The organism is Streptosporangium sp. NPDC020072, from assembly GCF_040631445.1.
Taxonomy (GTDB): Bacteria; Actinomycetota; Actinomycetes; order Streptosporangiales; family Streptosporangiaceae; genus Streptosporangium.
Map to the genome: position 1 here is coordinate 57,916 of NZ_JBEYAB010000009.1, position 24,682 is coordinate 82,597.

At 70.6% G+C, this 24,682-nt stretch carries 22 protein-coding genes; 15 read left to right on the forward strand and 7 right to left on the reverse strand.

From position 1 onward, the window contains the following. The first annotated feature begins 89 nt into the window (after positions 1-89). The 6 genes from ABZ470_RS22345 (at position 90) to ABZ470_RS22370 (ending at position 6,093) form a co-directional block, all read left to right on the forward strand. Positions 90-989: a transporter substrate-binding domain-containing protein gene (locus tag ABZ470_RS22345; protein WP_362913484.1), complete on the forward strand. Its 900-nt coding sequence runs from the start codon at positions 90-92 to the stop codon at positions 987-989. Between the two features lie 33 nt (positions 990-1,022). Beyond that, positions 1,023-1,883: a helix-turn-helix transcriptional regulator gene (locus ABZ470_RS22350; protein ID WP_362913486.1), complete on the forward strand. Its 861-nt coding sequence runs from the start codon at positions 1,023-1,025 to the stop codon at positions 1,881-1,883. 126 nt (positions 1,884-2,009) lie between these two features. After that, a complete protein-coding gene (locus ABZ470_RS22355; RefSeq protein ID WP_352014488.1) occupies positions 2,010-2,513 on the forward strand; it encodes a helix-turn-helix domain-containing protein in 504 nt (167 codons plus the stop codon). Between the two features lie 147 nt (positions 2,514-2,660). Further along, positions 2,661-4,124: an FAD-binding protein gene (locus ABZ470_RS22360; RefSeq protein WP_362913488.1), complete on the forward strand. Its 1,464-nt coding sequence runs from the start codon at positions 2,661-2,663 to the stop codon at positions 4,122-4,124. A gap of 590 nt (positions 4,125-4,714) precedes the next feature. Then, positions 4,715-5,221 (forward strand): SigE family RNA polymerase sigma factor, encoded by a 507-nt coding sequence (locus ABZ470_RS22365; protein WP_352014486.1) that lies wholly within the window; start codon positions 4,715-4,717, stop codon positions 5,219-5,221. Further along, entirely contained in the window at positions 5,218-6,093 is an 876-nt protein-coding gene (locus ABZ470_RS22370; RefSeq protein WP_362913490.1) for a hypothetical protein, read from the forward strand. The genes ABZ470_RS22365 and ABZ470_RS22370 overlap by 4 nt, the downstream gene beginning before the upstream one ends. Positions 6,094-6,371: 278 nt before the next feature. Here the strand turns inward: ABZ470_RS22370 and ABZ470_RS22375 are convergent, their stop codons facing one another. The 3 genes from ABZ470_RS22375 to ABZ470_RS22385 form a co-directional block, all read right to left on the reverse strand. After that, positions 6,372-6,659, reverse strand: coding sequence for a carbohydrate-binding protein (locus ABZ470_RS22375; protein ID WP_352014484.1), 288 nt, complete (start codon positions 6,657-6,659; stop codon positions 6,372-6,374). A gap of 1,114 nt (positions 6,660-7,773) precedes the next feature. After that, complete coding sequence (locus tag ABZ470_RS22380) at positions 7,774-8,448, reverse strand: response regulator transcription factor (protein WP_362913492.1); 675 nt, start codon at positions 8,446-8,448, stop codon at positions 7,774-7,776. Between the two features lie 13 nt (positions 8,449-8,461). Then, complete coding sequence (locus ABZ470_RS22385; protein ID WP_362913494.1) at positions 8,462-9,664, reverse strand: histidine kinase; 1,203 nt, start codon at positions 9,662-9,664, stop codon at positions 8,462-8,464. A 205-nt stretch (positions 9,665-9,869) separates the two neighbouring features. On the opposite strand from ABZ470_RS22385, the gene ABZ470_RS22390 reads away from it, so the two are divergent. Then, complete coding sequence (locus tag ABZ470_RS22390; protein ID WP_362913496.1) at positions 9,870-10,556, forward strand: hypothetical protein; 687 nt, start codon at positions 9,870-9,872, stop codon at positions 10,554-10,556. A 99-nt stretch (positions 10,557-10,655) separates the two neighbouring features. On the opposite strand, the gene ABZ470_RS22395 is transcribed toward ABZ470_RS22390, so the two are convergent. Continuing rightward, complete coding sequence (locus ABZ470_RS22395) at positions 10,656-11,072, reverse strand: SRPBCC domain-containing protein (protein WP_362913498.1); 417 nt, start codon at positions 11,070-11,072, stop codon at positions 10,656-10,658. Positions 11,073-11,153: 81 nt separating this feature from the next. Here ABZ470_RS22395 and ABZ470_RS22400 point away from each other — a divergent pair, with 81 nt between their 5' ends. The 4 genes from ABZ470_RS22400 to ABZ470_RS22415 all read left to right on the forward strand — a co-directional run bounded on the left by ABZ470_RS22400 (position 11,154) and on the right by ABZ470_RS22415 (position 14,966). Continuing rightward, the gene (locus ABZ470_RS22400) at positions 11,154-11,636 is read left to right on the forward strand and encodes a MarR family transcriptional regulator (protein ID WP_362913500.1); all 483 of its coding nucleotides are present in this window, start codon (positions 11,154-11,156) and stop codon (positions 11,634-11,636) included. 61 nt (positions 11,637-11,697) lie between these two features. After that, on the forward strand, positions 11,698-12,198 hold the full coding sequence (locus ABZ470_RS22405) for a SigE family RNA polymerase sigma factor (protein WP_352014478.1): 501 nt from the start codon (positions 11,698-11,700) through the stop codon (positions 12,196-12,198). Further along, on the forward strand, positions 12,195-13,331 hold the full coding sequence (locus tag ABZ470_RS22410) for a hypothetical protein (RefSeq protein ID WP_362913502.1): 1,137 nt from the start codon (positions 12,195-12,197) through the stop codon (positions 13,329-13,331). Before ABZ470_RS22405 ends, ABZ470_RS22410 begins: the two co-directional genes overlap by 4 nt. Before the next feature lie 432 nt (positions 13,332-13,763). Next, positions 13,764-14,966 (forward strand): methyltransferase domain-containing protein, encoded by a 1,203-nt coding sequence (locus ABZ470_RS22415; RefSeq protein WP_352014476.1) that lies wholly within the window; start codon positions 13,764-13,766, stop codon positions 14,964-14,966. Between the two features lie 38 nt (positions 14,967-15,004). Here the strand turns inward: ABZ470_RS22415 and trpS are convergent, their stop codons facing one another. Then, the gene (gene trpS / locus ABZ470_RS22420) at positions 15,005-16,048 is read right to left on the reverse strand and encodes a tryptophan--tRNA ligase (RefSeq protein ID WP_362913962.1); all 1,044 of its coding nucleotides are present in this window, start codon (positions 16,046-16,048) and stop codon (positions 15,005-15,007) included. A 260-nt stretch (positions 16,049-16,308) separates the two neighbouring features. Continuing rightward, positions 16,309-17,262 carry an acyl-CoA desaturase gene (locus ABZ470_RS22425; RefSeq protein WP_362913505.1) on the reverse strand — a complete coding sequence of 318 codons (954 nt, stop codon included), beginning with the start codon at positions 17,260-17,262 and terminating at the stop codon, positions 16,309-16,311. A gap of 261 nt (positions 17,263-17,523) precedes the next feature. Between ABZ470_RS22425 and ABZ470_RS22430 the strand changes: the two genes are divergently transcribed. The 4 genes from ABZ470_RS22430 to ABZ470_RS22445 all read left to right on the forward strand — a co-directional run bounded on the left by ABZ470_RS22430 (position 17,524) and on the right by ABZ470_RS22445 (position 22,857). Then, complete coding sequence (locus ABZ470_RS22430) at positions 17,524-18,822, forward strand: cytochrome P450 (protein ID WP_362913507.1); 1,299 nt, start codon at positions 17,524-17,526, stop codon at positions 18,820-18,822. Then, positions 18,819-20,390, forward strand: a complete 1,572-nt coding sequence (locus tag ABZ470_RS22435; protein ID WP_362913509.1) for a peroxidase family protein — start codon at positions 18,819-18,821, stop codon at positions 20,388-20,390. The genes ABZ470_RS22430 and ABZ470_RS22435 overlap by 4 nt, the downstream gene beginning before the upstream one ends. Next, positions 20,387-22,531: a hypothetical protein gene (locus ABZ470_RS22440; RefSeq protein ID WP_362913511.1), complete on the forward strand. Its 2,145-nt coding sequence runs from the start codon at positions 20,387-20,389 to the stop codon at positions 22,529-22,531. The genes ABZ470_RS22435 and ABZ470_RS22440 overlap by 4 nt, the downstream gene beginning before the upstream one ends. A gap of 65 nt (positions 22,532-22,596) precedes the next feature. Then, positions 22,597-22,857, forward strand: coding sequence for a hypothetical protein (locus ABZ470_RS22445; protein ID WP_362913513.1), 261 nt, complete (start codon positions 22,597-22,599; stop codon positions 22,855-22,857). 205 nt (positions 22,858-23,062) lie between these two features. Here ABZ470_RS22445 and ABZ470_RS22450 read toward each other — a convergent pair whose 3' ends face one another. Continuing rightward, positions 23,063-24,649: an FAD-dependent oxidoreductase gene (locus ABZ470_RS22450; RefSeq protein WP_362913515.1), complete on the reverse strand. Its 1,587-nt coding sequence runs from the start codon at positions 24,647-24,649 to the stop codon at positions 23,063-23,065. Positions 24,650-24,682: the final 33 nt, after the last annotated feature.

Here is a 24,682-nt window from a genome sequence, read left to right on the forward strand (position 1 = left end):
AGCCCGAGGCGCCCGAAGCAAGGTCCCCGAGCCACCCCCCACGGGCTGCGAAGCACAGCCCGGCATGAGTTCGCAGAGCAAGGAGTGACATGTCAGTCATCACCCGTGGTTGTGTCCTGATCGCGGCCGTGGCCGTACTCGCCGGGTGCGGCACCTCGACGCCGGAGGCGTCCCCGTCCTCGGCCGCGCCCGCCCCGGGAGCGTCGGAGGCCCCGGCGGCGTCCGGCGCGGCGGCGCTGGTGCCCGACCGGATCAAGCAGGCGGGGGTCATCAACGTCGGCACGACCCTGCCGAACCTGCCCTACCTGCTGACCGACTCGGCCAACAACATCACCGGGGGCATCACCCCGGAGGTCGGCAAGGCGGTCGCCGCCAAGCTCGGCCTGGAGTACAAGATCCAGAACGTGGCCTGGGAGGCGCTGCTGCCGGGCGTCGCGGGCGGGCGGTACGACATGGCCGACGACGGCATCTCCGACACGCTCGAACGCCAGCAGATCGGCTACTTCGTCGACTACATGCAGTCCTCGCAGGTCCTGGTGACCAGCAAGGACAAGGCGGCGACGATCAAGTCACTCGACGACGTCTGCGGCAAGAAGGTCGCCGCGATCCGCGGCACGACCGACGTGCAGGTGGTCAAGGACGCCTCGAAGAAGTGCGCCGACGGTGGCAGGCCCGCCGCGGAGGCGGTCGAGTTCCCCACGGCCCAGGACGCCGACCTGGCGCTGCGCTCGGGCCGGGTGGACGTGGAGGTGCTGGTCGCCGAGACCGCCAAGTACGCCATCAGCCAGGGCTCGCCGGTGGCGATCGTGGCCGAGGGCTTCGCGCCGACCTACGTCGGCATGTTCGTCGCGAAGAAGGACAAGGCCTTCGCCGACGCCCTGCTGGCCGCGCTGAAGGAGCTCAAGGCGGACGGCACGCTCGACAGGATCCTCGACGGGTACGGCCTCAAGCCCATCGACGAGCCCGGAATCAACCTCGCCACGTCCTAGGGCCGGGTTCCACACGCAGAGGGGGTGAGCCGGATGTTGCCGATGCATGAGATCGAGGTGCCGGTACCGATGGGACTCTCGCCCTTCGCCGTCGGTACCTTCGACGAGATGGGGTCGTGGTCGCGGGCCGCCTTCCCGCACCGTCACGTGTTCTACGAGATCCTCTACGTGAGCGCGGGAAGCGGCACCCACACCGTCGACTTCAGGTCGTCCCCGATCCGGCCCGACACGATGTACTTCATCGCGCCGGGCCAGGTCCACCACTGGACGTACGAGGTGCCCATGCAGGGCACGCTGGTGCTGTTCACCGAGGAGTTCCTGCTGTGGCAGGAGGAGCCGCCCTTCTTCCACGGTCTCAGCGAACGTGCCGAACTGCGCCTTTCCGGCGTGGAGGCGGAGGGCATGGCGCGGTTGCTGGGTCTGATGTGCGAGGAGTACCGGGGGCGGGGCGCCGGGTTCGCCTCGATGCTCCAGTCGTACCTGCAGATCCTGCTGGTCACCAGCGGACGTCTGCTTGAGGCGGGCAACGGCGGAGGGGCCGTCACGCGCTCCTCGATACTGGCGCGGGCCTTCACCCGGCTGGTCGCCAAGCACGTGATCGACGTCCGTTCCGTCCGGGCCTACGCGGAACAGCTCGGCGTCACCTCGGGGCACCTGGCGGAGACGGTCAAGGAGGCGACGGGACGCAGTCCGGGTGAGGTGATCAGGGACGCGCTCACGCTTGAGGCCAAGCGGCTGCTGGTGCAGAGCGACCTGTCGGTCGCGCAGATCGCCCGCGCGCTCGCCTTCGACGACGCCTCCTACTTCGGCCGGTTCTTCAAGCGGGAGGCCGGGGTGACGCCGGGGGACTTCCGTAAGGAAATCCGGGAAAAGTACCAGCCTGGCCGTACCTAGTGCCTGTTCCCGCAGGTGAACACCTCCTTAATGTGGGAGAAATCCCAGTGTTGAGGAGGTCCGTGTGACTCGTGGGGTGACGACCGGCGGACACATCGGCGAGACGGACAGGGGCGTCGGTTCCTGATGGGCGAGACGATGTCGGTGACGTACGTCTCCGCCGAGGACGCCGGGATGCTGGTGCTCAGGCTGCCCGGACACCTGGCGGCGGACTCCGCGACCGTCGAGCGGTTGAAGGACGCCGTACGGCACACCGCCGCCGGCTTCGTCGAAGCCGGTCCCAACGAGGGTCCTCGTGACGGCCTGATGCCCAGGATCCGTGCCTACATCGACGACAACCTGGGTGACCCGGGCCTGTCACCGGAGTCGGTGGCCTCGGCGCACCACATCTCCACCAGCTACCTCTACAAGCTGTTCGCCCGGCAGGGCGTCTCGGTCGCCCGCTGGATCAGGCAGCGCCGTCTGGAACGTTGCAGGAAGGACCTGTCCGACCCCCGGCTCGGCGGCAGGGCCGTCGGCGAGGTGGGCGCGCAGTGGGGGTTCGCCGACTCCTCCTACTTCAGCAGGGTCTTCAGGCAGACGTACGGCTGCTCGCCCCGGGCCTACCGGCACGGTCTCAAGGCCTCCTGAGGCCGGTCCCGGTCCCGAACCCCGAGGGTTGAGGTCGGTTTCGAGGCGTCCCGATCCCCGGAAAACGGTTGTACACGCGGACGCGCGATGCGCAATGTCACGAAAGGCGCGTTGTCCCCATATAGCTTGATCACTAGCGTCTCAAACGTGGTTACACGACGACGATTCCTCGGCACGCTCGGTGCGAGCGCCCTCATTGTCGGCTTCGATCCTGTGGAGCGGGCGTGGGCGACCGGTCCCGGCTCCGGTGGACTCCAGCGCATCCCTCACCTGGACGGCGTCCTGCTCACCGATCTCGCCACCCGTCAGGCCGACGGCCGTGACCTCGGCAGGATCGTGAAGCGCCTACCCCGCGCGGTGCTTCGGCCCGGGTCCGTCCGCGACATCCAGAAAATGGTCCGCTTCTGCCGCGAGCACCGCATCCCGGTCTCCACCCGCGGCCAGGGGCACTCGACCCACGGGCAGGGGCTCACCGACGGTCTCATCATCGAGAACCGGTCGCTGTCCGCCATCCACTCGATCGGCCCCGACTCCATCACCGTGGGCTCCGGCGCACTGTGGCGGGAGGCGGCCGACGCCGCCGCGCCCCGCGGTCTGACGCCCCCGCTGTTCACCACCTACGTCGGGCTCTCGGTCGGTGGAACGCTCTCGGTCGGCGGCGTCCCCGCGCAGAACAACTTCGGTGTGCAGATCGACCACGTCCGCGAGCTTGAGGTCGTCACCGGCGACGGCCGCCTGCACCGGTGCTCGATGGACCGCGAGCGGGACCTGTTCGAGGTGATGCTCGGCGGTCTCGGCCAGTGCGGCGTGATCACCCGCGCCACGCTCGACCTGGTGCCCTCCCGCTCGCTGGCGCGCAACTACATGATCCGCTACCCGGTCACCGAGGTGGCGAGGGCCTGGGACGACCTGCACATCCTGCTGGACAGGAACGAGGTCGACGGCTCCTACCTGCTGATGTCCGTACCCGACGGCACGAACATCACCTGCCAGCTCAACGTGGTCGTCTTCCACGACGCCGACACCCCGCCCAACGACCAGCGCCTGCTGCGTGACCTGAGCGTCTCCCCGGCCTCCGCGGAGATCGAGAACAGCACCTACCTGGGGTGGGTGAAGCGCTACGACCCGGTCATCGAGCTGTGGCAGCGACAGTGCGCCTGGGACGACCTGATCAAGCCGTGGTTCGACGTCATGCTTCCCGGGGAGTCGGCCGAGGCCTACGTCTCGGAGGTCATGCCGTCGCTCACCGCCCGCGACTACGGCCCCCCGACCGGCATCGGCTTCCTGTTCCCGCAGCGGCGGGCCAAGCTGACCAGGCCGTTCTTCCGGGTTCCGCCGGGCGACAGCGAGTACGTCTACCTGTTCGACATCCTCACCTCCTCTCCCGCGCCCGGCCCCGACGCGGCCTTCACCGCCGAGATGCTGGAGCGCAACCGCCGTCTGCACGCCAAGGCGCGGGCGATCGGCGGGACCCGCTACCCCATCGGCTCCCAGGACTTCACCAGGGCCGACTGGCGCGCCCAGTACGGCGACCGGTGGGCGGACCTGGTGCGCCGCAAGGCGAAGTACGACCCCGACCACATCCTGACCCCCGGCCCGGGGATCTTCTGACCACGTCCGCGTCCCGCTCCGCGAAGAGCGGGACCCGGGCAGGTCCAGGGCCTCGAAGAACAGGCCGATGTACGGCCCACGGTCGCTCGGGCACCCAGCGCGGGGCCCCAGTTCGTCGGCCCCCGTGAACCCGGTCGAGGAGTGAGCGGCCGACGGCCCCGGCCGTGCGGATCCCGTGGACGCGCGCCCGGCAGGCCGCGGTACGCACGGTCGATCCGATGCGGGAGCCGCCGTCATCGACCGGCACCACACCGCCTCGCAGGCGGCGCCGAGAAACAGGCCACAGCCGGGGGCATGGAACGTCCTGATCCCGCCCGCGCCCAGGGGCGGGGCCGCCATCCTGGTCGACCCCCGCCTCCGCGTGTTCCGGGGCGTGTGCGGTGCCACCGACGCCGAACGGCAGGCCATCGAGCCGGTATCGTCATGGACGACGGCTCGCGCGAGCCGCCCCTCCCACGTGGCCCTGACGGTCGGTTCGCACAGGGGCGCTTACCGGCTTCCGCCTCCAGGGCATCGGCGGTGCCGGCCGACGCGCGCCATAGATCCGTGAGCTCTCCTCCATCTAAGGGTGCGAGACACGAGGAGAGCCCTTGCACCCTGACCATCAGCGCGACTTCACCGAGTTCGTCGCCGGCCGATCCGACAGCCTGATCAGGCTCGCCTACGTCCTGACCAACGACCGGCACGCCGCCGAGGACCTGCTGCAGACGGCGCTGGCCAAGACGGCCGCCCACTGGCGGCGCATCCGAGCCAACCCGGAGGCGTACGTGCGCCGGGTCATGTACCACGAACAGGTCGGGCGGTGGCGCAGCCCACGCTGGGGCCGTGAACGGGTGCTCGAAGCGCCTCCCGATCACGGTGTGGCCGACCGCACCTCCGAGGTGGAGACCCGCGTCACGCTGGCCGAGGCGTTACGGGTCCTGCCCGCGCGCAAACGGGCGGTGCTGGTGCTGCGCTACTACGAGGACCTCCCGGAGTCCGAGGTCGCCAAGATCATGGGCTGCTCGGTGGGCACCGTACGCAGCCAGACCCATCAAGCCGTCGCCCGCCTGCGCGAACTGGTCGGCGAGACCGTCATCCTGGAGGGCCTGCAGTGACCATCGACGAACGGCGGATCGCCGAAGAACTGCGCCTGATGGCCGACGAGGCCGTCCCCGTGGACCCGCTGGCCTACGCCACGCGGGCTCTCGCCCGGCGTCGGCGCCGGACGTGGTCGGTCGCCGGGCTCATGGCGGTGACCGTGACCGCCACGGTGGCCGCCACCGTGGTGGCGGCAGTGGTCCTGCCCTTCCCGGACACCTCCGGCCCGAACACCGGGGCCAATGTGGCGGCCCTGCCGGACAACACCCCCGAGCAGTTGCGGTTCGTACGCGAGTGCATGCCCCAGGGCGGGCCCGTGCACAACATGGACGGGAACCGGCGGATCACCGAGCACGGGGCGGTTGACGACTTCCGGGTGCTGGTGGAGTACCGGGACAAGGGAGGGACCACCGCCCTGGTGGGCAGTGTCGCCGGTTTCGTGCTCTGCACGCCGACCGATCAGAAGGACATGGCCGAGCGCGCGGTCTTCACCTACTGGGGGTTCCAGCCGCCCGGGGACCTGGCCGGGTTCTCCGGCGACCTGCGGGTGGACGCGTACACCAGCCACACGCATTCGTCCGCGGTCGGCGAGCAGCGGATCCAGAAGGACGACGTGTACCGGGTCGTCACCGGGCGGGTCAGCGACGCCGTGCGGCGGGTCGAGGTCGACTGGGCGGACGGGCGGCGCACGTCCGCGCGGATCGCCAACGGGTTCTTCATCGTACGGATCATCGGGAGGCCGGTACGTGACCCTGAGGGCTCCGGGAAGGCGGGGGCCGTGGTCCTGGACTCGCCGCCCGTCACGGTGACGGCGTACGGGGCCGACGGGAAGGTCCTGCGGCAGGAGAGGAACGTCGCGTTCGGGCCGGTGGGGAGCGGCGGCGACTGACGGCATCGGGTGGCCGCCAGAGCCGCGGGGGCGGCGGCCGCCGGCCTCAGGCCCGTACTCCACCGCCGTCCTGGTGGCCCCGGCGGTCATACCTGGACGCTCACCGGGGAGGGCACCCCGGTGAGCGTCTTCGGCGAACCAGCGGAGCCGGTCCGTTGGCCGCCCGGACGGGAGGGGTGGAGGCGGCGGCCGGGTCGGGAAGCCCGGTCGTCCGCCTTCACCCCATGGCTGTGACGCTCATCCACGAGCCGCCCGTGCTGAGGTCGGGCGGGGCGTCATCAGGTGATGAGCCGCCACAGAGCGGGGGTGGTCGACGGATCACCACCGTCCGCCGACGAATGGGCCTGGACGCACTTGTAGGTGCAGCCGTCGCAGGTGACCAGATCGCCGGCCGTGTAGTTACGTGAGGCCGACCATAACGGCCACACGACACCCGGATTGGTGATGCGCGCCGGGCGTGAACCCCCGACGGGAGCGGCCAGGGCAGCGGCCACGCCGTACAGGATGACGCCCACGGAGACCATCGCGAATGTCGCGACGGCGGAGGGCACGCGGTCTGGTTTCATGTGACTCCTCGGGAGAGGGGAGAGCGAGCGTCCCCACACTGCCCTGGGCCCCGGGGGTATGAGGAGCCATCGCTTTTGCATATCCCCGTTGTATGGTTCGCGCATCGTCACGATCGCCTGTCCCGTGCGGCGCACGGCCGACGGCGCCCGACCGGCTCCCGTCCGGCGGGATACGCCGTTCACGCTGGTCACAGCGGTCGCGTCAACCCTCACCGCCTCACGGGTCCCGCGTCCGCCCGGCCGCGCCGAGCGTTCCGGCGGCCCTCGAACACTCACGTTCGCGGCCATACCGTTTGCCCACTCTCACGCGCGCATGACCCCCCTCACACGAACGCCGGTCACCGCCATCCTGTGGGGTACGGTGACCGGCTTACCAGGCCTTCTACCCGGCGGTCGTCCTAGGCGAGGGTCCACTGGGTGCCGATGGGTCTCCTGACGGAGCGGTTCCCCGACCGGGAGATTCTCCGTGCGCCGGGAGCGCTCGCTTTCCCGATGTTTCCGCGGACTCCGACGGCGGGTTGCTCGGCCCCGTTGCGGGACCGTGTGGTGATAGAGCCTTCTCCGCCATTGTTTCTGAGGTTGCCGGCGCGATTTTCATGCTTTTCTGAAAACATTCCGCATATCGCGGACGACGTGGCGGCCGGTGTGCTCACGATGGTCGGATCGACTGCTTTCTTCATGTCGCTCTCCTGGTGGAAGGCCCGTGACGTGCCCAACATGTCACGGGGGGGTAAAGGGGATGCAGGTGAAGAATGGCAGTACATAGATATACACCATGGTGTACGAAACGGCCAAGATCGCGATCGAAAATAGATTTTTATCCGGACCGGGAGTCGTTTGAATCCATTCGAATTCAATTTCAGAGAAGCTGGAACGCCTCCACTGCCACGCCCAAAACCAGACCACTCCACCAGGCCCGGCCACCCCGCCCGGCCGTCCTCGCCCCGAGTCCCGGGGTTATGCCCCCTCATGGACGCGAGCCTCGTCCCAAACGATCGATCAAGGCGGTTCTGGAGCACCGCGGTCCAGGACACGGTGACGAGGAGCCCGGCAGCCGGGTGGCGAGCCGCCGTACGCGTCCGCACCACTCTCGGGTTCGCGTGGGTGGCCTCGGTCAGTCGCGCTGTTCGCCGGGGCGAACCAGTCCGCTCTCGTAGGCGTAGACCGCCGCCTGCACACGCGTGGTCAGGCCGAGCTTCATCAGGATCCGGGACAGGTGGGTCTTGACGGTGGCCTCGCCCAGGTGGAGCCTGCCGGCGATCTGGATGTTGGTCAGCCCTCGCGCGAGCAGCTTCAGCACGTCCGTCTCGCGGCCGGTGAGCGTGTCGAGCTCGCTCGGCCGGCCCGTGTCCCTCGCGGAGGCGGGCCAGTCGGCGAACGCGGCGATCACCCGCAGCGTGACGGCCGGATCGAGCAGCCCGTCGCCGGCCGCGACCGTCCTCAGCGCGGTGACCAGTTGCTCGGGCGGCGCGACCTTCAGCAGGAAACCGCTCACCCCGGCACGCAGCGCCGCGGTGACGTACTCGTCCTCGTCGAAGGTCGTCAGCACGATGACCTTGCTGTCCGGGTGGTCGCGGACGAGCCGGTGGGACGCCTCCAACCCGTTCATGCGCGGCATGCGCACGTCGATGAGCACGACGTCCGGACGGGTGCGCGCGACGAGTTCGAGGGCCTCGGCCCCGTCGGACGCCTCGCCGACGACCTCGATGTCGGGCTCGCCGCTGAGCACCAGCCGCAGGCCGGTACGGATCATCGCCTCGTCGTCGACGAGGGCCACGGTGATCGGCATCGTGCCGTCCTTGTCAGACTCGGGGGAGAGGGAACCGGGCGCGTACGGCGAAGCCGCCGTCCGGCTCCGGGCCGGTGTGCAGACTGCCCTGGACCATCGCCAGCCGTTCCCGCATGCCGACCAGGCCGTGGCCGGTCCGCCTCCCGTTGGGCGGGGTGGCGGGAGCGAGGCTGTCGCGGGCCTTCGCCGTCCTGGCCCGCGTCCCGCTCCCCGAAGGGACGGGAGCGGGGGCGTTGTGCACTTCCATGGTGAGCGCCCGGCCGGTGTAACCGATGGCGACCGAAGCAGGCGCTCCGCCCGCGTGCTGCAACACGTTGGTCAACGCCTCCTGGAGCACCCGGTACGCGGTGACGTCCAGCACCGGCGGCAACCGGGGCAGGTCGGAGGGGGCGTCGAGGGTGACGGCCAGCCCCGCGGCGCGTACGTCGGCGATCAACTCGTCGAGCCGGGCCAGCGACGGCATGAGGGCGAGCGGCTCGCCGTCGACGCGTTCGCGCAGGATGCCCACCAGGCCGCGCATCTCCTCGACGGTCTGCCGCCCGAGACGCTCCAGCCCGGCCACGACCTCCTGCTCGGCAGGGCGGTCGGCGAGCAGTCTGCGCAGCGCGCCGAGTTGCAGGGTCATCACGCTGACCGAGTGCGCGACCGCGTCGTGCACCTCCCGGGCGATGTGCGTACGCTCCTGCACGACGGCGGCCTTGGCGACGACCTCGCTCTGGGCGTCGAGGGCGGCCGCGAGCTCGGCCAGCTTGACGGCCCGCTCGCCGTTGCGCCGCGCCAGCAGCCCCATGGACCAGCCCGGCAGCAGGATCAAGGGCACGAACAGCAGCTCCCACGGTGAAGCCGTGACGGCGGCGGTACCGGCGAAGGACGCACCCGCGACGCACAGCGCCACGACCGAACGCCACCGTGGCTCGCGCCAGCCCGCCCAGGCGACCGCCCCGAGCAACCCGAGCATCGTCGCGCCGCTGACCCCGGGCGCGCCGAACACCACCATGCCCACCGGCAGGCAGGCGGCTGCGACGACCGTGCCCGCCAGCGGCCACCAGGCCGCAGGTACCAGGCCGACGCCCATCACCACGCCCGAGACCCAGACGGCCGTGGAGGTCGCGTCGAAGAAGTCGTCCAGCCGGACCTCCGCCACGGCCAGTGCGGCGACCAGAGGTCCGAACACCATCGGGATGAGGCGTACGTTCCTCAGCCGGCTCATCGTCATGACCACCGATCGTAACCACGCTCGCCGCCCGCCGACTCCGCCAAACGACGGACCCTGGCAGCTCGGGGCATCCGTCGAACAGCGGACCCGGCCGTGGGCGGGTCCGCCCCGAAGGGGACCCGTCACGGTGCGCGATGGCTGATCCGCCGGTCCCCGTCCCGGCGAGAGGGTGAGGCCCGCCAAGAAAAGCACCAGGAGGTAAGAGATGACCCCCCTCACCCCATCCCCGGAGACCGAGGCCCGCGTCGCGGAGCCTACGGCCCGGTTCCTGCGGCCGGCCGGTGGCGTCGCGCTGGTCGCCGGGCCCGTGCTGGTGTTCGCCGGGATGATGACCTGCCCGCCGCAGAGCTCCGACTCGACCGCCGACTACGTCACCGCACTGGCCCGCGACTTCTTCCTGACCGAGCTGTCGGCGATCCTGCTGCACTACGGACTGCTCGTGGGCGCGCTGGGCGCGCTGGCCGTGCCCGGACTGGTGCGCGGGCGCAGGGGCCGCCTGCTCACGGTGGCCGGGGCGCTGGCCGCCGCGGTGAGCATGCTGAACGTGTCCGGCGCCGTGCGGGACGACTGGTGGCGCATGATCCTGGGCCGGCAGCTTGAGATGGACGCCGCGGTGCGCCTGTCCGACGCCGTGGACAAGGCCGCGTTCATGCCGCTGTGGAGCGGCACGGAGATCTTCGCCTTCCTCGGCCTGCTGGCCCTCAGCGTGGGGCTCGCCCGAGCGGGCGTGGCCGGATGGTGGCTCACCGTGGTCTACGTCGCGGCCTTCGTCGGAATGATGTTCATCCCGATCCACCTGACATATGTGGCGGGCACGGTCTTCACCCTGATGTTCCTGCCGCTCGCGGTCGCCGGCGTGCGCGTACTGCGGCGCGAGCGGGCCGGTGCGTGACCACGATCCGCTTGGCGCCTCGTACTTTGACGGTCTTGGAGCCGGGCGGGAACCCACCGGCCCGATCGCCTTTCGGCGGTGGGTTCCCGTGCGTCGTGGTCAGGCCGCGGAGAGATGGGTGGTCAGGCTGTCGAGCAGGAAGTTGCTGCCCTGCTCGGCCTGGTCGCGGTCCTCCGCGGTGTCGAAGGTCTGGGAGAGGCTGATCTGGGTGCGCTCGCCGTCGGCGGTCAGGTCGAGAGTCATCAGGACGGGCTCGTCGCGGCCGGGCACGTTCATGCCCATCACCAGGCGCTTGTTCTCCACGACCTCGACGTAGCCGCCCGTCAGCGGGACGCGGGCGCCGCCGGGGATGACCATGACCGAGCTCCAGGCGCCACCGGGCCGGACGTCCAGGACGACTTCCTCGGCACTGGCCCACACGGCGTATTCGTCGGCGACGGTCCAGGCGGCCCACACCCTGTCGGCCGGGGCGTCGAGGGTCCGGGTGATGGTGTAGTCGAAGCCGGCGGTGCTCATGGTGGGACTCCTTCGTCTGTGCCGGAGGTTGGGGATCAACTGATCTCAAGGTATAGTAATGATCAGTGATAGTCAATGATCGTGAATAACTTGGGAGTCGAGATGGACGCCACCGCCGAGGAGCCGGACTTGGGGATGTTGGTCGGGCAGCTGGGTCGGGCGCTGCAGGAGGAGCTGTTCGCCCGGCTCGCCGAGCAGGGCCACCCCCAGATGCGGCCACGACACGGCACGGTGCTGGCGGTGCTGCCCGCCTCGGGCGTGCGGGCGACCGAGCTCGCGCAGCGGTCCGGGCAGCACAAGCAGATCGTCGGGGTCATCGTCGACGAGCTGGAGCGGCTCGGCTACGTGCGCAGGGAGGCCGACCCGGCCGATCGGCGCGCGAAGCTCGTCGTCCCCACCGAGACCGGTCTGGACGAGATCGACAAGGCCCGCGCCATCCTGGCCCGGATCGAACGGCGGCACCGCCAGGAGCTGGGAGACGACGACTACCGGATCTTCAAGGCCGCCCTCGGGCACATCACCCGTTCCCAGCGGGCTTGGCAGGCCCACGACCGGAAGGGCTGATTCAACAGTTCGGCCTCCTCGGCCGTCTATCCCGTGACGGGACGAGGAAAGGCAGGGGCCGGTGGAAGACGATTCCCGCTTCGAGGAGTTCGTGGCGGAACGCGCTGATGCCCTGCTGCGCTACGGCTATCTGCTCAGCGGCAATCCGCACGACGCCGCCGACCTCACGCAGGAGGCGTTGATCCGGCTGCACCAGGCCTGGCCACGGGTACGACGGAAACAGGCTCCCGAGCCGTACGTCAAGATGATCATGGCCAGGCTGCACGTCAGCATCTGGCGGGTGCGCAGGCGTGAGGCGCCGGGCTGGGCGCTGCCCGAGACGGCGCGTTTCGACAGCCCGCCGTCCGACAGCGACGAGGGGCTGTGGCAGGCACTCGCCACCCTGCCGCGCAAGCAGCGGGCCGTACTGGTGCTGCGTTACTACGAGGACCTGTCCGACACGGAGATCGCCGACGTGCTCGGCGTCTCCCGGGGGACGGTACGCAGCCACGCCTCACTCGGCCTGGCCAGGCTCCGTTCCGTCCTGCCCAGCCCCTCAGCGATCAACGGGAGCCCCGCATGACCGACCGGTTGGAATCCCGTCTGCGCTCGGCGCTCGGAACCGCCGCCACGCGTGCGCCGCAGGCCCCGGCGAGGTTCTCCGCCGAGGTGGTGCTCCGGTCGCGGCGCCGCCGTACGCGCAGGCATGCGCTGGTGGCGGGCGTCTGCGTCGTCGCGGTCGCCGTGCCGGTCGCGGTGACGGTCACCCGCGACACCGGGAGAGGCGACATCGCCGCCGTCGTCACCGCGACCCCCACGGCCTTCGAGGACCCGCTCAGGAACCCGGACCCCGTCGGGAAGCGCCTGACGATCGACAACCCCTCGGAGGGCCGTCCCCTCTCGCTCTGGTACGCCAGGGCGAGGAACGGTGCCACCGTCTTCTGCCGGAAGTACACCTCCAGGACCGGAGGGGGAACGGAGTTCTGCGGCGAGGGGCCGGTGATCGACGGCGCGGAGGCGACGGACCAGGGCTCCACGGAGTCGTTCCCGCCCCCCGTCACGGGAAAGGTCCTGCACTACGGCACCGCCCAGGCCGGGATCGCCCGGGTCGTGGCCGTACGCGAGGGAGGCGGGCGGGTCACCGGCACGCTGCGGACGCCGCAGGGCGCCCCCCAGGCCATCTGGACCGTGACCGTTTCCGCGGACGAACCGGTTACCGCCTTCGAGTTCCTGGACGGCTTGGGCAGGACGGTCAAAAGGATCGAGCGGCAGCCCCCGGTGTTCCCCGAGACCGACGCGAAGCCGGTCGGCTCGACCGTGGAGATGCCCGGCGGCCTCGTCGTGGGCCTCTACGAGACGCCCGACAGGTCACTGATCTGGAAGCTGGGAGGACGGGCCGTCGCCATGAACACCCTCTCGCCGGGAGAGCCGCTGACCGACATGGGCGGCAGGCCCATGAAGGCGGAGCTGCGGGAGCACGAGGACCGCTGGTTCGGCATCACCGGCGCCGGGACCGCCCGCGTCGCGCTGGTCCTCCGGGACGGTACGACGGTGACCGCCGACACCAGGCCGGAACCGTGGCAGGCCGGCGACTTCCGGATGTTCGCCGGAACGCAACGGCGCACCGACGACATCTACGCCGAGGGCTTCGAGCTCGTCGGCTACGGCAGGGACGGCACGGAGCTCTGGCGCGAGGACCACGGCCCCACGCGCTAGAGACACAGGGCAGCCGTACGGCAGGGCGGTCAACGGGGGCGGCCGTCCTGCCGTACTCGGTGCGAACCCGGCGAGATCCGGCAGGCGGGAAGCCGCGCCGACACCCACCCGAGAGGTCGAGGAACGGCACCAAAAAGAACCATAAGCCACCATGATTTCCGGGTTGCCGTGGAAAACAAGGTAAATTCCATCCTCAATGGACTTCCTGTGTCCAGGGCCCCGAAACGGCGGGAAGAAAAGCGACGTAAACCTTTCCTGGGAATCCATGTGTCACCGTCGTGACCTGTCCCTACGCTGGGTGCGAGTGCTCTGTTTCGGGGGCGGGACACGGGAAGAGGAGCAAATGGGAGACCGTAAGGAAAGGTGTGAGCCTCGCATTCTCGGGGTGATGCCTTCACGGCTGGACGGTGACGCTCATCGGGGCCGGAAGAAATGACGACCTCGCACCAGGACCGGCGGGCACTGCGTGACATGTTGCGGAAGTCGGGCGTGCTGACCCCCGACTGGGGAGCCGCCTTCGAGGTGGTTCCCCGGCATCTCTTCCTGCCCGAGGTGATGTGGCCCTCGACCGAGGAGGGGCACACGGCCGTCTCCAGGATCCACGACCCCGACGGGTGGTGGCACTGGGCCAACGCCGACGTGCCCATCGTCACCCAGTGGGACGACGGCACCCACCTCGGTCTTCGTCACGGCGTGCTGGCCACCAGCTCCAGTTCGATGCCGACCGCGGTGTTCTCCATGTTCGCCGAACTCCTGGTGTTCGAGGGCGCGAAGGTCCTGGAGATCGGCACCGGCACCGGCTGGTGCGCCGCCCTGCTGTCGGCCCGGCTGGGCGAGAGGAACGTGGTGTCGGTCGAGATCGACGAGGAGGTGGCCGACACCGCGCGCAGGTCACTGGCCGCCGCGGGCTGGCACCCCGAGATCGTCGTCGGGGACGGCCTGCTCGGCAGCCCGGAGCACGCGCCGTACGACCGGGTTCTCGTGACGGCGGGGGTGCGTGAGGTTCCGCGCGCGTGGATCGAGCAGACCAGGCCGGGTGGGGTGCTGGTGATGCCGTGGGGCACCCACTACACCGGGCAGAACCCGCTGGTGCGGCTGGTCGTCAACGACGACGGCAGCGCGGGAGGGCGTTTCTCCAGCGCCGCACGGTTCATGCATCTGCGGTCCCAGCGTGACCGCCGGGTCACCCGGGCCGACTACGTCCCCGGCGACGAGTGGCCGGGGGACACCCGCCGGTCGTTCACCGACCTGCCGGTGGACGAGGTCATGGACGACTCCGGCTACGCGGTCTTCGACTTCGTGGCCGGCCTGCTGGTTCCCGGGTGCGTCCACGCCCACGGCCGCACCCGGTCCGGCAACCGGACCATGTGGCTGTACGGCCTGGACGGCCCGTCCTGGGCCGCGGTGTTCTTCGACGAGGAGTACTCACTGGAGTCGCGGGTCTTCCAGGGCGGGCCGCGCGACCTGTGGGACGAGGTCGAGGCCGCCCACCGGTGGTGGACGGAGCAGGGACGGCCGCGGCACGAGGAGTTCGGGCTGACGGTCACCGCGGACGGCCGCCAGGAGGTGTGGTTCCGGGAGCCCGCCGTCCTCCTGCCCCGGTCCGAGGCCGCGCCGGCTGAGGCGGGCGGCTGACGGGACACCGATCCCGGTGTCCCGTCAGGGCGGGGCAGTCAGTAGTGGCTGTTCATGGCGGCGCGTACCTCGGCGAGGGTGGCGTCGGCCACGGCCCTGGTCCGCTCGTTGCCCTCGCGCAGCACCTTGCGGAGGTGGGCGCGGTCCCGGGCGTACTCGGCCCGGCGGGCCCTGATCGGCGCCAGATACTCGTTGACCGCCTCGGTCACGGTCCTCTTCAGCGCGGCGGCCCCCGCGGAACCGATCTCCTCGGCCACCCGCAGCGGAGAGCGGTCCAGGCACAGGGCCGCCAGCAGGACGAGGGAGGACACCTCGGGGCGGGCGACCGGGTCGTAGGTGATGTGCCGCTCGGCGTCGGTCCTGGCCCCCCTGATCAGGCGGGCGGTCGCGTCGGCGTCGGCGGACAGGGCGATGGCGTTGCCCCGGCTCTTGCTCATCTTGGTGCCGTCCGTCCCCAGCAGGAGCGGGGCGTTCGACAGCAGCGCCTCGGGCTGGGGGAACACCGCGGTGCCGTCGCCGTACCGGTCGTTGAAACGGCGGGCGACGGTCCGGGTGAGCTCCAGGTGGGGAAGCTGGTCCTGGCCGACCGGGACCAGGTTGGCCTTGCAGGAGAGGATGTCGGCGGCCTGGTGGACGGGATAGGTGAACATCAGGCCGTTGACGGACGACTGGCGCGAGTGGGCGATCTCGTCCTTGACCGTGGGGTTGCGGTTGAGCTCGGAGACGGAGACGAGGCTCAGGAAGGGCAGCATCAGCTGGTTGAGCGCGGGGACGGCGCTGTGGGTGAAGATCGTGCTGCGCGCCGGGTCGATGCCGATGGCGAGATAGTCCAGCACCAGTTCCTCGACGTACTCGGTCAGGTTGTCCGCCACGTCACGGTCGGTCAGGACCTGGTAGTCGGGGATGATCACGAACATCTCCACCCCGAGGTTCTGCAGCCGCACCCGGTTGTGCAGCGTGCCGAAGTAGTGCCCGAGGTGCAGCCGCCCGGTCGGACGGTCGCCCGTCAGCACCCGGAACCGCCCCGGGTCCTTGAGGATCAACTCCTCCAGTACGGCGCTGCGGGCCTGCGCGGCGGACATGCCGAGGGCGTCGGGCGCGTCGGGCGTTCCAGGTGCTTCCGGCGTTGCGGTGGAAGGGGTCGTGGTCTGGACGGTGCTCATGAGGTCTCCTGGTGGGTCGGTCGAGCCGTCGGGACGACACGAGCCCTGGTCCAGGAACACGAAAGGGCCGTTCATCCGAACGGCCCGGTCATGCGCGAGAGGTGCCGCTCCTACGAGGAGCGCCACCAGCTCAGACATGAGGAAGAGTACACACCCCCATGATAACCACCGTCCGGGACCTAGCCGTCTGACCGGTGGGGGAGGCGGTGGGCGGTGAGGCGGTGGGGGTTGGGCCAGTGGACGTCGTCGGCCCAGTTGGCCAGTTCGAACCAGCGGATCAGGCGGGCGCTCGGGTCGAGTTGTCCCCTGAGGACCCCGTGCCTGGCACAGGTGGGTTCGGCGTGGTGCCAGTTGTGCCAGCCCTCGCCGAGGGTCAGCATCGCCACCCAGCGGACGTTCGACGAGCGGTCCCTGGTCGCGAACGGACGGTCCCCGAAGGTGTGGGAGACGGAGTTCACCGACCACGTGACGTGGTGCACCACGGCGTAGCGGACCAGGCCGCCCCAGAACAGCGCGCTCAACGCCCCCTGCCATGACATCGACCACAGCCCTCCGACGACCGTGGGCAACGCGAACGACAACGCCACGACGGCCGGGTAGGCGGCGTCGAAACGCCGGACGTCGGGGTCGGCCAGCAGGTCGGGCACCCAGTGCGACCGGCTCGACCGGCGGCGCGCGGTGTAGAACCAGCCGACGTGGGCGTGGGCCATGCCGCGCAGCAACGCCAGGCCGCTCTCGCCGTACCGCCACGGGGAGTGCGGGTCGCCCTCGCGGTCGGCGTACTTGTGGTGACGGCGGTGCTCGGCGGCCCACAGCGTGACCGGCCCCTCGACGGCCATGCCGCCGGCCAGCATCAGCGCGATCCGCAGCGGCCTGCGGCACCGGAAGGAGCGGTGGGTGAACAGCCGGTGGTAGCCGATGGCGATGCCGAAGATGTTGACGAAGTACATCACGACCGCGATGACCAGGTCGCGCGGCCCGACCCCCCACCCCCACGCGGCCGGTACGGCCAGCGCCAGGAGCACCACGGGAAGCACCACGAGGACGACGAGGTAGGCGGCCCTGCGGCCGGTGGGGACCGTGACCGTCTCCGCCGTCCGCTGGTCGGGGCGTGAGTCGGGCGACGGGGCCACGTTTTCTCCCTGCGGTCGGATGGGGCTTATTGAACGTCCGTATTCCGGCGCCGTGGCAGTCGCCCGAAAGTGACATGATAATCACTTAGAGGCAGCAAAACACTCCATAGAGTAGCCATCGGTGAATCCCTCGCGACCCTCCTAAATTGTTGTGGCCACCCGATGTGACGACCCGTGTTCGCTCCGGCTTTCCAGGGGTCCGGAGAGACTCCGGAAAGCCCCGGGGAAATCCGGGGAGACCGGGGGAGAAGGGGCCAGGACATGGGCGCTGTCGACCAGACGACCACCGGTGACCACCTGAGGAGATACGACGAGACCCTGGCCGACGATCCGGTGTCCGCGCTCGCCCTCGTCCTGCGGTGGTTGCGTACCGACTGGCGTGACTTCCTCGCGGAGCTGCGCGAGCACAGGCCGGTCCTCGTCACCCCGGCCTTCACGGTGGTGACGAGATACGCCGACGTCGTGGAGGTGCTCTCCAACGAGGAGGTCTTCACGGTGCGCTCCTTCGGGCCGCGCCTTGAGGCCGCGCTCGGCGCGCCCTTCATGCTCTCCAGGGACGCCACCCCGATGAACTGGCGTGACAAGGGGCTGATGCGGGTCATGCTCCCCCAGGAGGACGCGGCCCGGGTGCGCGACACGGCAGGGCGGCTGGCCGACGAGGCGCTGGACGCCGCCTGGCCCCAAGGCCGGGTCGAGGCGGTCCACGAGCTGTTCCGGCACGTCGCCCTCGGGGTCTGCGCCGAGTACTTCGGCCTGCCCGGCCCCGACCCGGCGACCCTGTCACGCTGGACGAGGGCCGTCATCGTGGACGGCTTCGCCAACTTCCAGGGCGACCCGGAGATCCAGGCGGCGGCCGTCGCCGCGGGCTCCGAGCTGACCGCCCACCTGCACGGCAGGCTCGCCGAGCGCAGGGCCGCGCTGCGGGCCGGGCTCGACCTGCCCGACGACGTCTTCGCCAGGCTCGTCGGCACCGTGCTGCCCCCGGGCACCAGGTTCGACGACGAGCGGGTCGTGATCAACATGGCCGGGCTGCCCCTGGGGTTCGTCGAGAGCGGCCCCGGCGCCATGGTCGAGGCGGTCGAGCAGCTCATGCTGCGCCCCGAGGTGTACGGCCAGGCGGTCGAGGCGGCGGCGGAGCCGGACCCGGCGCGGTTCGACTCCTACGTCTGGGAGGCGCTGCGGTTCAACCCGTTCTTCAAGCTGCTGGCCCGGGTGTGCGTGCGCGACCACGTCCTGGCCGCGGGCACGCCGCGCCGTACGGTGATCCCGGCGGGGACGTTCGTGCTGGCCGCGCCCGCCTCGGCGATGTTCGACGCCGACGTGGTCGAGGCGCCGGAGGAGTTCCGTACCGACCGGCCCGCCCACCACCGGCTGTTCTTCGGTCACGGCCACCACGCCTGCCTCGGCGTGACCCCCGCGAAGGTGATCATCTGCGAGGCCGTACGGCGGCTGCTGCTGCGGCCGGGGGTGCGGCGGCTGCCGGGGCCGGAGGGGGAGGTCGTCCGCGCGCACGGCATCTTCCCGGACAGGTTCGTGCTGGCCCTGGGAGACGCCGGATGAGAGCGCGTGGCATCGCCACCGACGGGGCCTCGAACCGGTTACGCTTCCTCGCCTTGACCAGGGGGCGCGCCCTGTGGGAGGCGGCCCAGGCCATGCCTCCCGTGCAACGTCGCCTCAACGCCACGCTGATCGACCACGCGATCCGCGAGATGCCGCCCCGGCCAGAGCCGCTCAGCGCCATGGCCGACTACACCTCGTGGACCTCGCTGACCGACCGCACCTACAGCGGCAGGCACCTGCCGCCGGTCACGGCCGACGACAGCCGCAGGCCGTCCCCCGAACGGGCCGCCGACCTGTTCGCCCGGGGCGACGCCATGATCCCCTGCCCCCGTTCGACCGTGCTGTTCGCCTACTTCGCCCAGTGGTTCACCGACGGCTTCCTGCGCGGCGACAGCAACGTGCCGCGTGACCCGCGCAGGAACACCTCCAACCACCACATCGACCTCAACCAGCTCTACGGCCTGACCCCGGAGGCGACCGCGGTGTTACGGTCCTTCGAGGGCGGGCGGCTGAAGAGCCAGATCATCGAGGACGGGGAGTTCCCGCCGTACCTGTGCGAGGGCGGCGAGATCAAGCCGGAGTTCGCCCCGCTGAAGGTGGTCCGCCTCGCGGAGGTCGACGCCGCACGGCGTGACACCCTGTTCGCCGTCGGCAGCGACCGGGGCAACATCCAGGTCGGGTTCACGATGCTCACGGTGCTGTTCCTGCGCGAGCACAACAGGGTGGCCGCCCTGCTGGCCGAGCAGAACCCGCGCTGGGACGACGAACGGCTGTTCCAGACGACCAGGAACATCCTCATCGTGCTGCTCATCAAGCTGGTCGTCGAGGAGTACGTCAACCACATCACGCCCTACCACTTCCGCTTCACCCTCGACTCCCGGCTGTCGGCGCGACTGGCCCACGCGCCCTGGCAGCGGGAGAACTGGGCCTCGGTCGAGTTCAACCTCGTCTACCGCTGGCACGGGCTCATCCCCTCCCGGCTCTCGGTCGGTGACGCCGACCTCCCGCTGGCGCGGACCCTGTTCGGCGCCGAGCTGATCCCCGGCCCCGGGATCGGCAGGCTCTTCGAGGACGCCTCCCGGCAGCGCGCGGGCCGGATCGGCCTGTTCAACACCGATCCCGGCCTGCGGGAGGTGGACGTGGCCAGCGTCGCCGAGTCACGCGCCCTCGGCCTGGCCCCCTACAACGCCTACCGAGAACACTGCCGGTTCCCCAGGGTGCGGCGGTTCGAGCAGATCACCGGCGACCGGCGGGTCGTCGAGGCGCTGCGCGAGCTGTACGGCGGTGTCGACGACGTCGACCTGTACGTCGGGCTGTTCGCCGAGGAGCACGCCTCCTCGGAGGCCATCCTGCCGCCGCTGCTGACGAAGATCATCGCCATCGACGCCTTCTCCCAGGCGCTCACCAATCCGCTGCTGGCGCCGAGGGTGTTCAACGCCGCGACCTTCTCCCCGCTCGGCCTGCGGATCATCGCGACCACCGGGACGCTGTCCGACGTGCTCAACCGCAACATCCCGGAGGAACCACGCCCCCGCTACGTCAGCATGGGCCGTGAGGTGGGGAGATGAGCGGGCGGAGCCGCGACCACGCCGCGCTGCTGCGGGCCGCGGCCTGCGAACTCGTGGACATCGGCGTCACGATCCACGAGGTGTCGACGCACGCCACGACCGCGCTCACCGAGAGCGCCGCGCCGGGCGCCGTGGTCCGCGCGCCCGCCGTCGCCTACCGGGCGGAACGCGCGCTGCTGCGCGCCGTCACCAACGTTCAGGGGCTCGGCTACGCCTTCACGGGCGGGCCGCTCGGAAGTCTGGCCGCCAGGCTCGGCGTGCTGGGCGGCGCGGAGAGCCTCACCGTCCGCGTCCTGGCCACCTCACTGCGGCTGCGCATCGCGGCCGCCGCCGTCGAGCATCCCGAACTGCGCGACGACCCCATGCTGACCAGGCTCGTCGAGGCCGCGGCGGCGGACCGCGACCTTGAGGCGGTACGCGCGCTGCGGGCCCTGTTCAAGGACCGCGGCGCGGTGCGCACGCTCAGCACGCTCGCGCCGATCTTCGGTGAGGTGCTCGCCCTGCGGGCCCTGCTGGACGAGAACCCGTTCAACGACGAGGCCGCCTGGCTGATCGCGACGGGACGGGGCTTCGCGTCCGCCGACCCGATCACCGGCCTCGGCAACAGGGCCGTCGCGGTCCTCGACACCGGCGAGGGAGCCGCCCGCCGCGTCGACCTGGCCACCGTCGAGTCCGTACGGCTGAGCCAGCGGGGCTCGCTGCTCGGCTTCCTGCGCAACATCGGCCTGCTCGGCACGACGGGCCGGGTGCTCATCCAGAGCGTCGAGGACGACGAGGGGACGACGCGTCACGTCGTCCAGGCGCCCGGCATGCGGGTCGGGCTGCCGGACGACAACTCGCCCCAGGACCTGCTCGGCGCCTTCAGCAGCGCCGTACTCGACAGCAGTCCCTACAGCCGGGCCCTGATCAGAGCGGTGGAGGACTACGGCGTGCCGCGCGGTGAGGAACTGGCGCTCATCGGGCACAGCGCGGGCGGCGCGGCCGTCATGAACCTCGTCCAGGACGCCGCGTTCTGCGCCCGTCACACCGTCACCCACGTCGTGTCCGTCGGCGCGCCCATCGACTTCAAACGGCCCGCCGACCCACGTGTCCGGGTCGCCAGCGTCACCAACCAGCACGACATCATCCCCACCCTCGACGGGCAGGGCGCGGGCACGTGCTTCGACCTGCACCCCGACTGGTACGTCGTCGACTACTTCGACCCGACCCACCTCTTCCCGCGCTGCCACAGCATGGAGCACTACATCGCGAACCTGGCCGACGACCTGCCCGAGGCGCGGGAGCGGATCGACACCGAACTGGCCCCCTACCGGGGGCGGGTCGTGCGGTCGCAGGCCTACCAGCTGTTCGACCGGGCTCCCCGCCCGGAGGGGTTCCCGTTCCTGACCGTGCCCACCTACCTGGCCGAGACGCGGGACGGGTCGGTCGAACTGCCGGTCAGATGCCAGGACGGCGGCTCCCTGACCGCCTACTTCGCCGCGGACCCGGCCGCCACGGCCGCCCTGCTCGTGAGCACCGGGCTCGGGCCCGCCGTACGGGTCGGGGGGCGTGCCCTGGTCGCGGTGCACGCCTCGTGGAACCGGCGGACCAGCCTGGGCGAGTACCACGAGGCCCATCTGGGGGTCGTGGTACCCGACCCGTGGCGTTCGCGGTCGATCCGGGTCTGGCCCGACCTGCCGCGTGGCGCCGACCGGCGGCGTTCGGGCAGCTTCCTGGCCGGTTCCGTGGTGGACACCGCCGTCGTCCGCGCGGTCGCGCCCCGGCTGTGGGGCGGCGAGCCGTACGTCATGCCGGTCGAGTTCGACCTGACCGGCGGGGCGGTGCGGGTCACGGTGGGGGAGCTCACCGACCGGGTCCTCACCCTGACCGGCTCCCTCGGCCCGTGGGTGCCCGCGAGCGACCGCGACCTGGTCGCCTACGCGCGTCACGAGGGGGCGACGTTGCGCTCGTGCGTGCGGACCCGGGGCCTCGGCCGGGTGCATCTCGCCCCCCGGGTACGGCTGGTCGTCGGGCGCTCGGCCAACCCGCTGACGGGGCGGCTGCGTGAGCTGGGACTCGACGGCGCCCGTCCGTTGCTGTGCCTGTCCACGATCACCAGGCGGACGCTCCAGGAGGCGTGCGTCCCGGTGCGGACGGTCTGACCGCCCTGAAACCGGAGAACCGGAGGCGGCCCGACCGCCCCGGGACCGGAGAACCGGAGGAACGAATGCCTTCTTCCCCCGACAAACCGGATGCGCCGCAGCGGATCGCCGCGCGGGTCGAACTGCTGCGCTCCGACGTCCGAAGACTCGCCGACTGCGCCGAGCGCCTGCGCAGGATCGAGGCGGAGCTTGAGGAGGGCGGTGCGGCACCACCGTGGCTGCGCGAGTCGGTACGGGCCCACCTCGACGCGTGCGCGGTGGCCGCGGCCGACCTGACGGAGGCGGAGGTCAGACTGAGCCGCTACGCCGAACGACTCGGCGGCTGACCGCCCGAAGCGGCGGTGGGGGCTCGGTAGGCGGTGAAGGCCGGGCGCGGGGCGAGGTGTTTGGTACGGCGTGGCGGTGGGGGTTCGGCCTGGTGAGAAACGTCTGGCGCCGTGGGAGGTGTCTGGTACGGCGGTGAAGGCCGGACGTGGGGCGAGGCGTTTGGTACGGCGCCCGGCGCCGGGGGAGAGACGCCGGGCGCCGGGGTCAGGACGCCTCGTGGATGGCCTGGGCCGCCTTGAGCCCGGACTCCAGGGCTCCTTCGATCCAGGCGTGCCACAGCGAGCAGTGCTCACCGGCGAAGTGCACGCGACCCTCGGGGGCGATGATCGCGTCGTGCAGACTCGTCTGCTGGTGCGGCTCGAACAGGGCGAAGGCCCCCGCCGCGTAGGGGTCGTCGTACCAGGCGTGCGTCACGCCGAACTCGATGTGGTCGTGGATCTCGGGGTGGATCTTGGCGACGTCCTCAAGCGCCTGCTCGACCCGCTTCTGCGGCGACATCGCGCCCCACCTCAGGGCGTCCTGTCCCCAGGTGTAGCTGGCCAGCAGGACCGAACGCTCCTCGTCGCGGGCGTTGTGCGAGGGGTAGCAGATGCGGCGGATCGGCAGGTCGGTGACCGTGGTGCCGCCGACGATGCCGTCCGTCCGCTCCCAGAACGGCCGCCGCACCTGGAAGAGGATCTTGGTGGAGGCGTTGTAGTTCAGCTCGCGGATGGCGCGCTGCTTGCGGCGCGAGAAGGCGGGCCTGACCTCCACATCACGCAGCACCGAGAACGGGATCGTGCAGATGGCGTAGTCACCGGTGAGCGTCGTCCTGCCGGAGGCCGTCCTGACGTGCAGGGTGACCGAGTGGTCGTCCTGCTCGATGGCGGTGACCTCGTGGCCGAACCGGATGTGGTTCCTCAGCTCCCGGTAGAAGGCCGTCGGCAGCAGGTCCGTGCCGCCCTCGATCTCCTGCATGTCCTCGAACGCCCGGCCGATGATCTCGCGGAACTGCTCGATGATCGCCGCGTTCAGGTTGGACTCCCTGAAGCTCATGACGCCGTACAGCTCGATGGCGCCCTCGGAGAAGCCGCGCTCGCGCAGGAACCCGCGGATGGAGTAGCGGTCGTACTCGGCGCAGATGCGGTCGAGCGCGGCCTCGCCCTCCTGGGCGTACAGGTCGTGGATCTCCTGGGTGGCGGTGCGCCACAGGTCTTCGTAGGTGCGGCCACGCTCGTGCTCGGCGAGCTCGAAGTCGATGATGCCGGGGTTCTCGTTCAGCTCCCTGACGGTGGTCCTGACGCCCTGGATGTAGGCGAGGGTGTTCGGATTTCCCATCACGAAAGGCCGCAGGGTGAGCCCGAACCGCTCGCAGTAGGCCAGGGTGAGGTCGTGCACGCGCGGGATGCGCATCGCTCCGGCCTCGGCGTACAGACCGGGGGCGAAGTCCCGCAGGGTGAGGACCCGTCCGCCGACCCGCTGCTGGGCCTCCAGGACGACGGGATCGTGCCCCTGGCGCATCAGCTCGTAGGCGGCGACGAGGCCGGCCATCCCGCCGCCGATGACCAGCACCCGCTTGCGCGGCGTGCCGCCTGAGGTCAGGCCGTGCTCGGCGGTCGCGACCAGGGCGGCGGGGACTCGCAGTTCGTGACTCGGTCTCGGGGCTCCCGCCTCGATCAGCTCTTCGGGCGTCGCCGTACCCAGGACCGGCGGTTTGTTGGTGTTCAGAGCTTCACACCCCCTGTGTTCACGTAAAGCGACAGTAATATCGCTGTCAGTAATCTCACCTACTGGGGAGAACGTCAAGACCACCCGGAACATCCATCACGCGAAGGAGCAACGGAG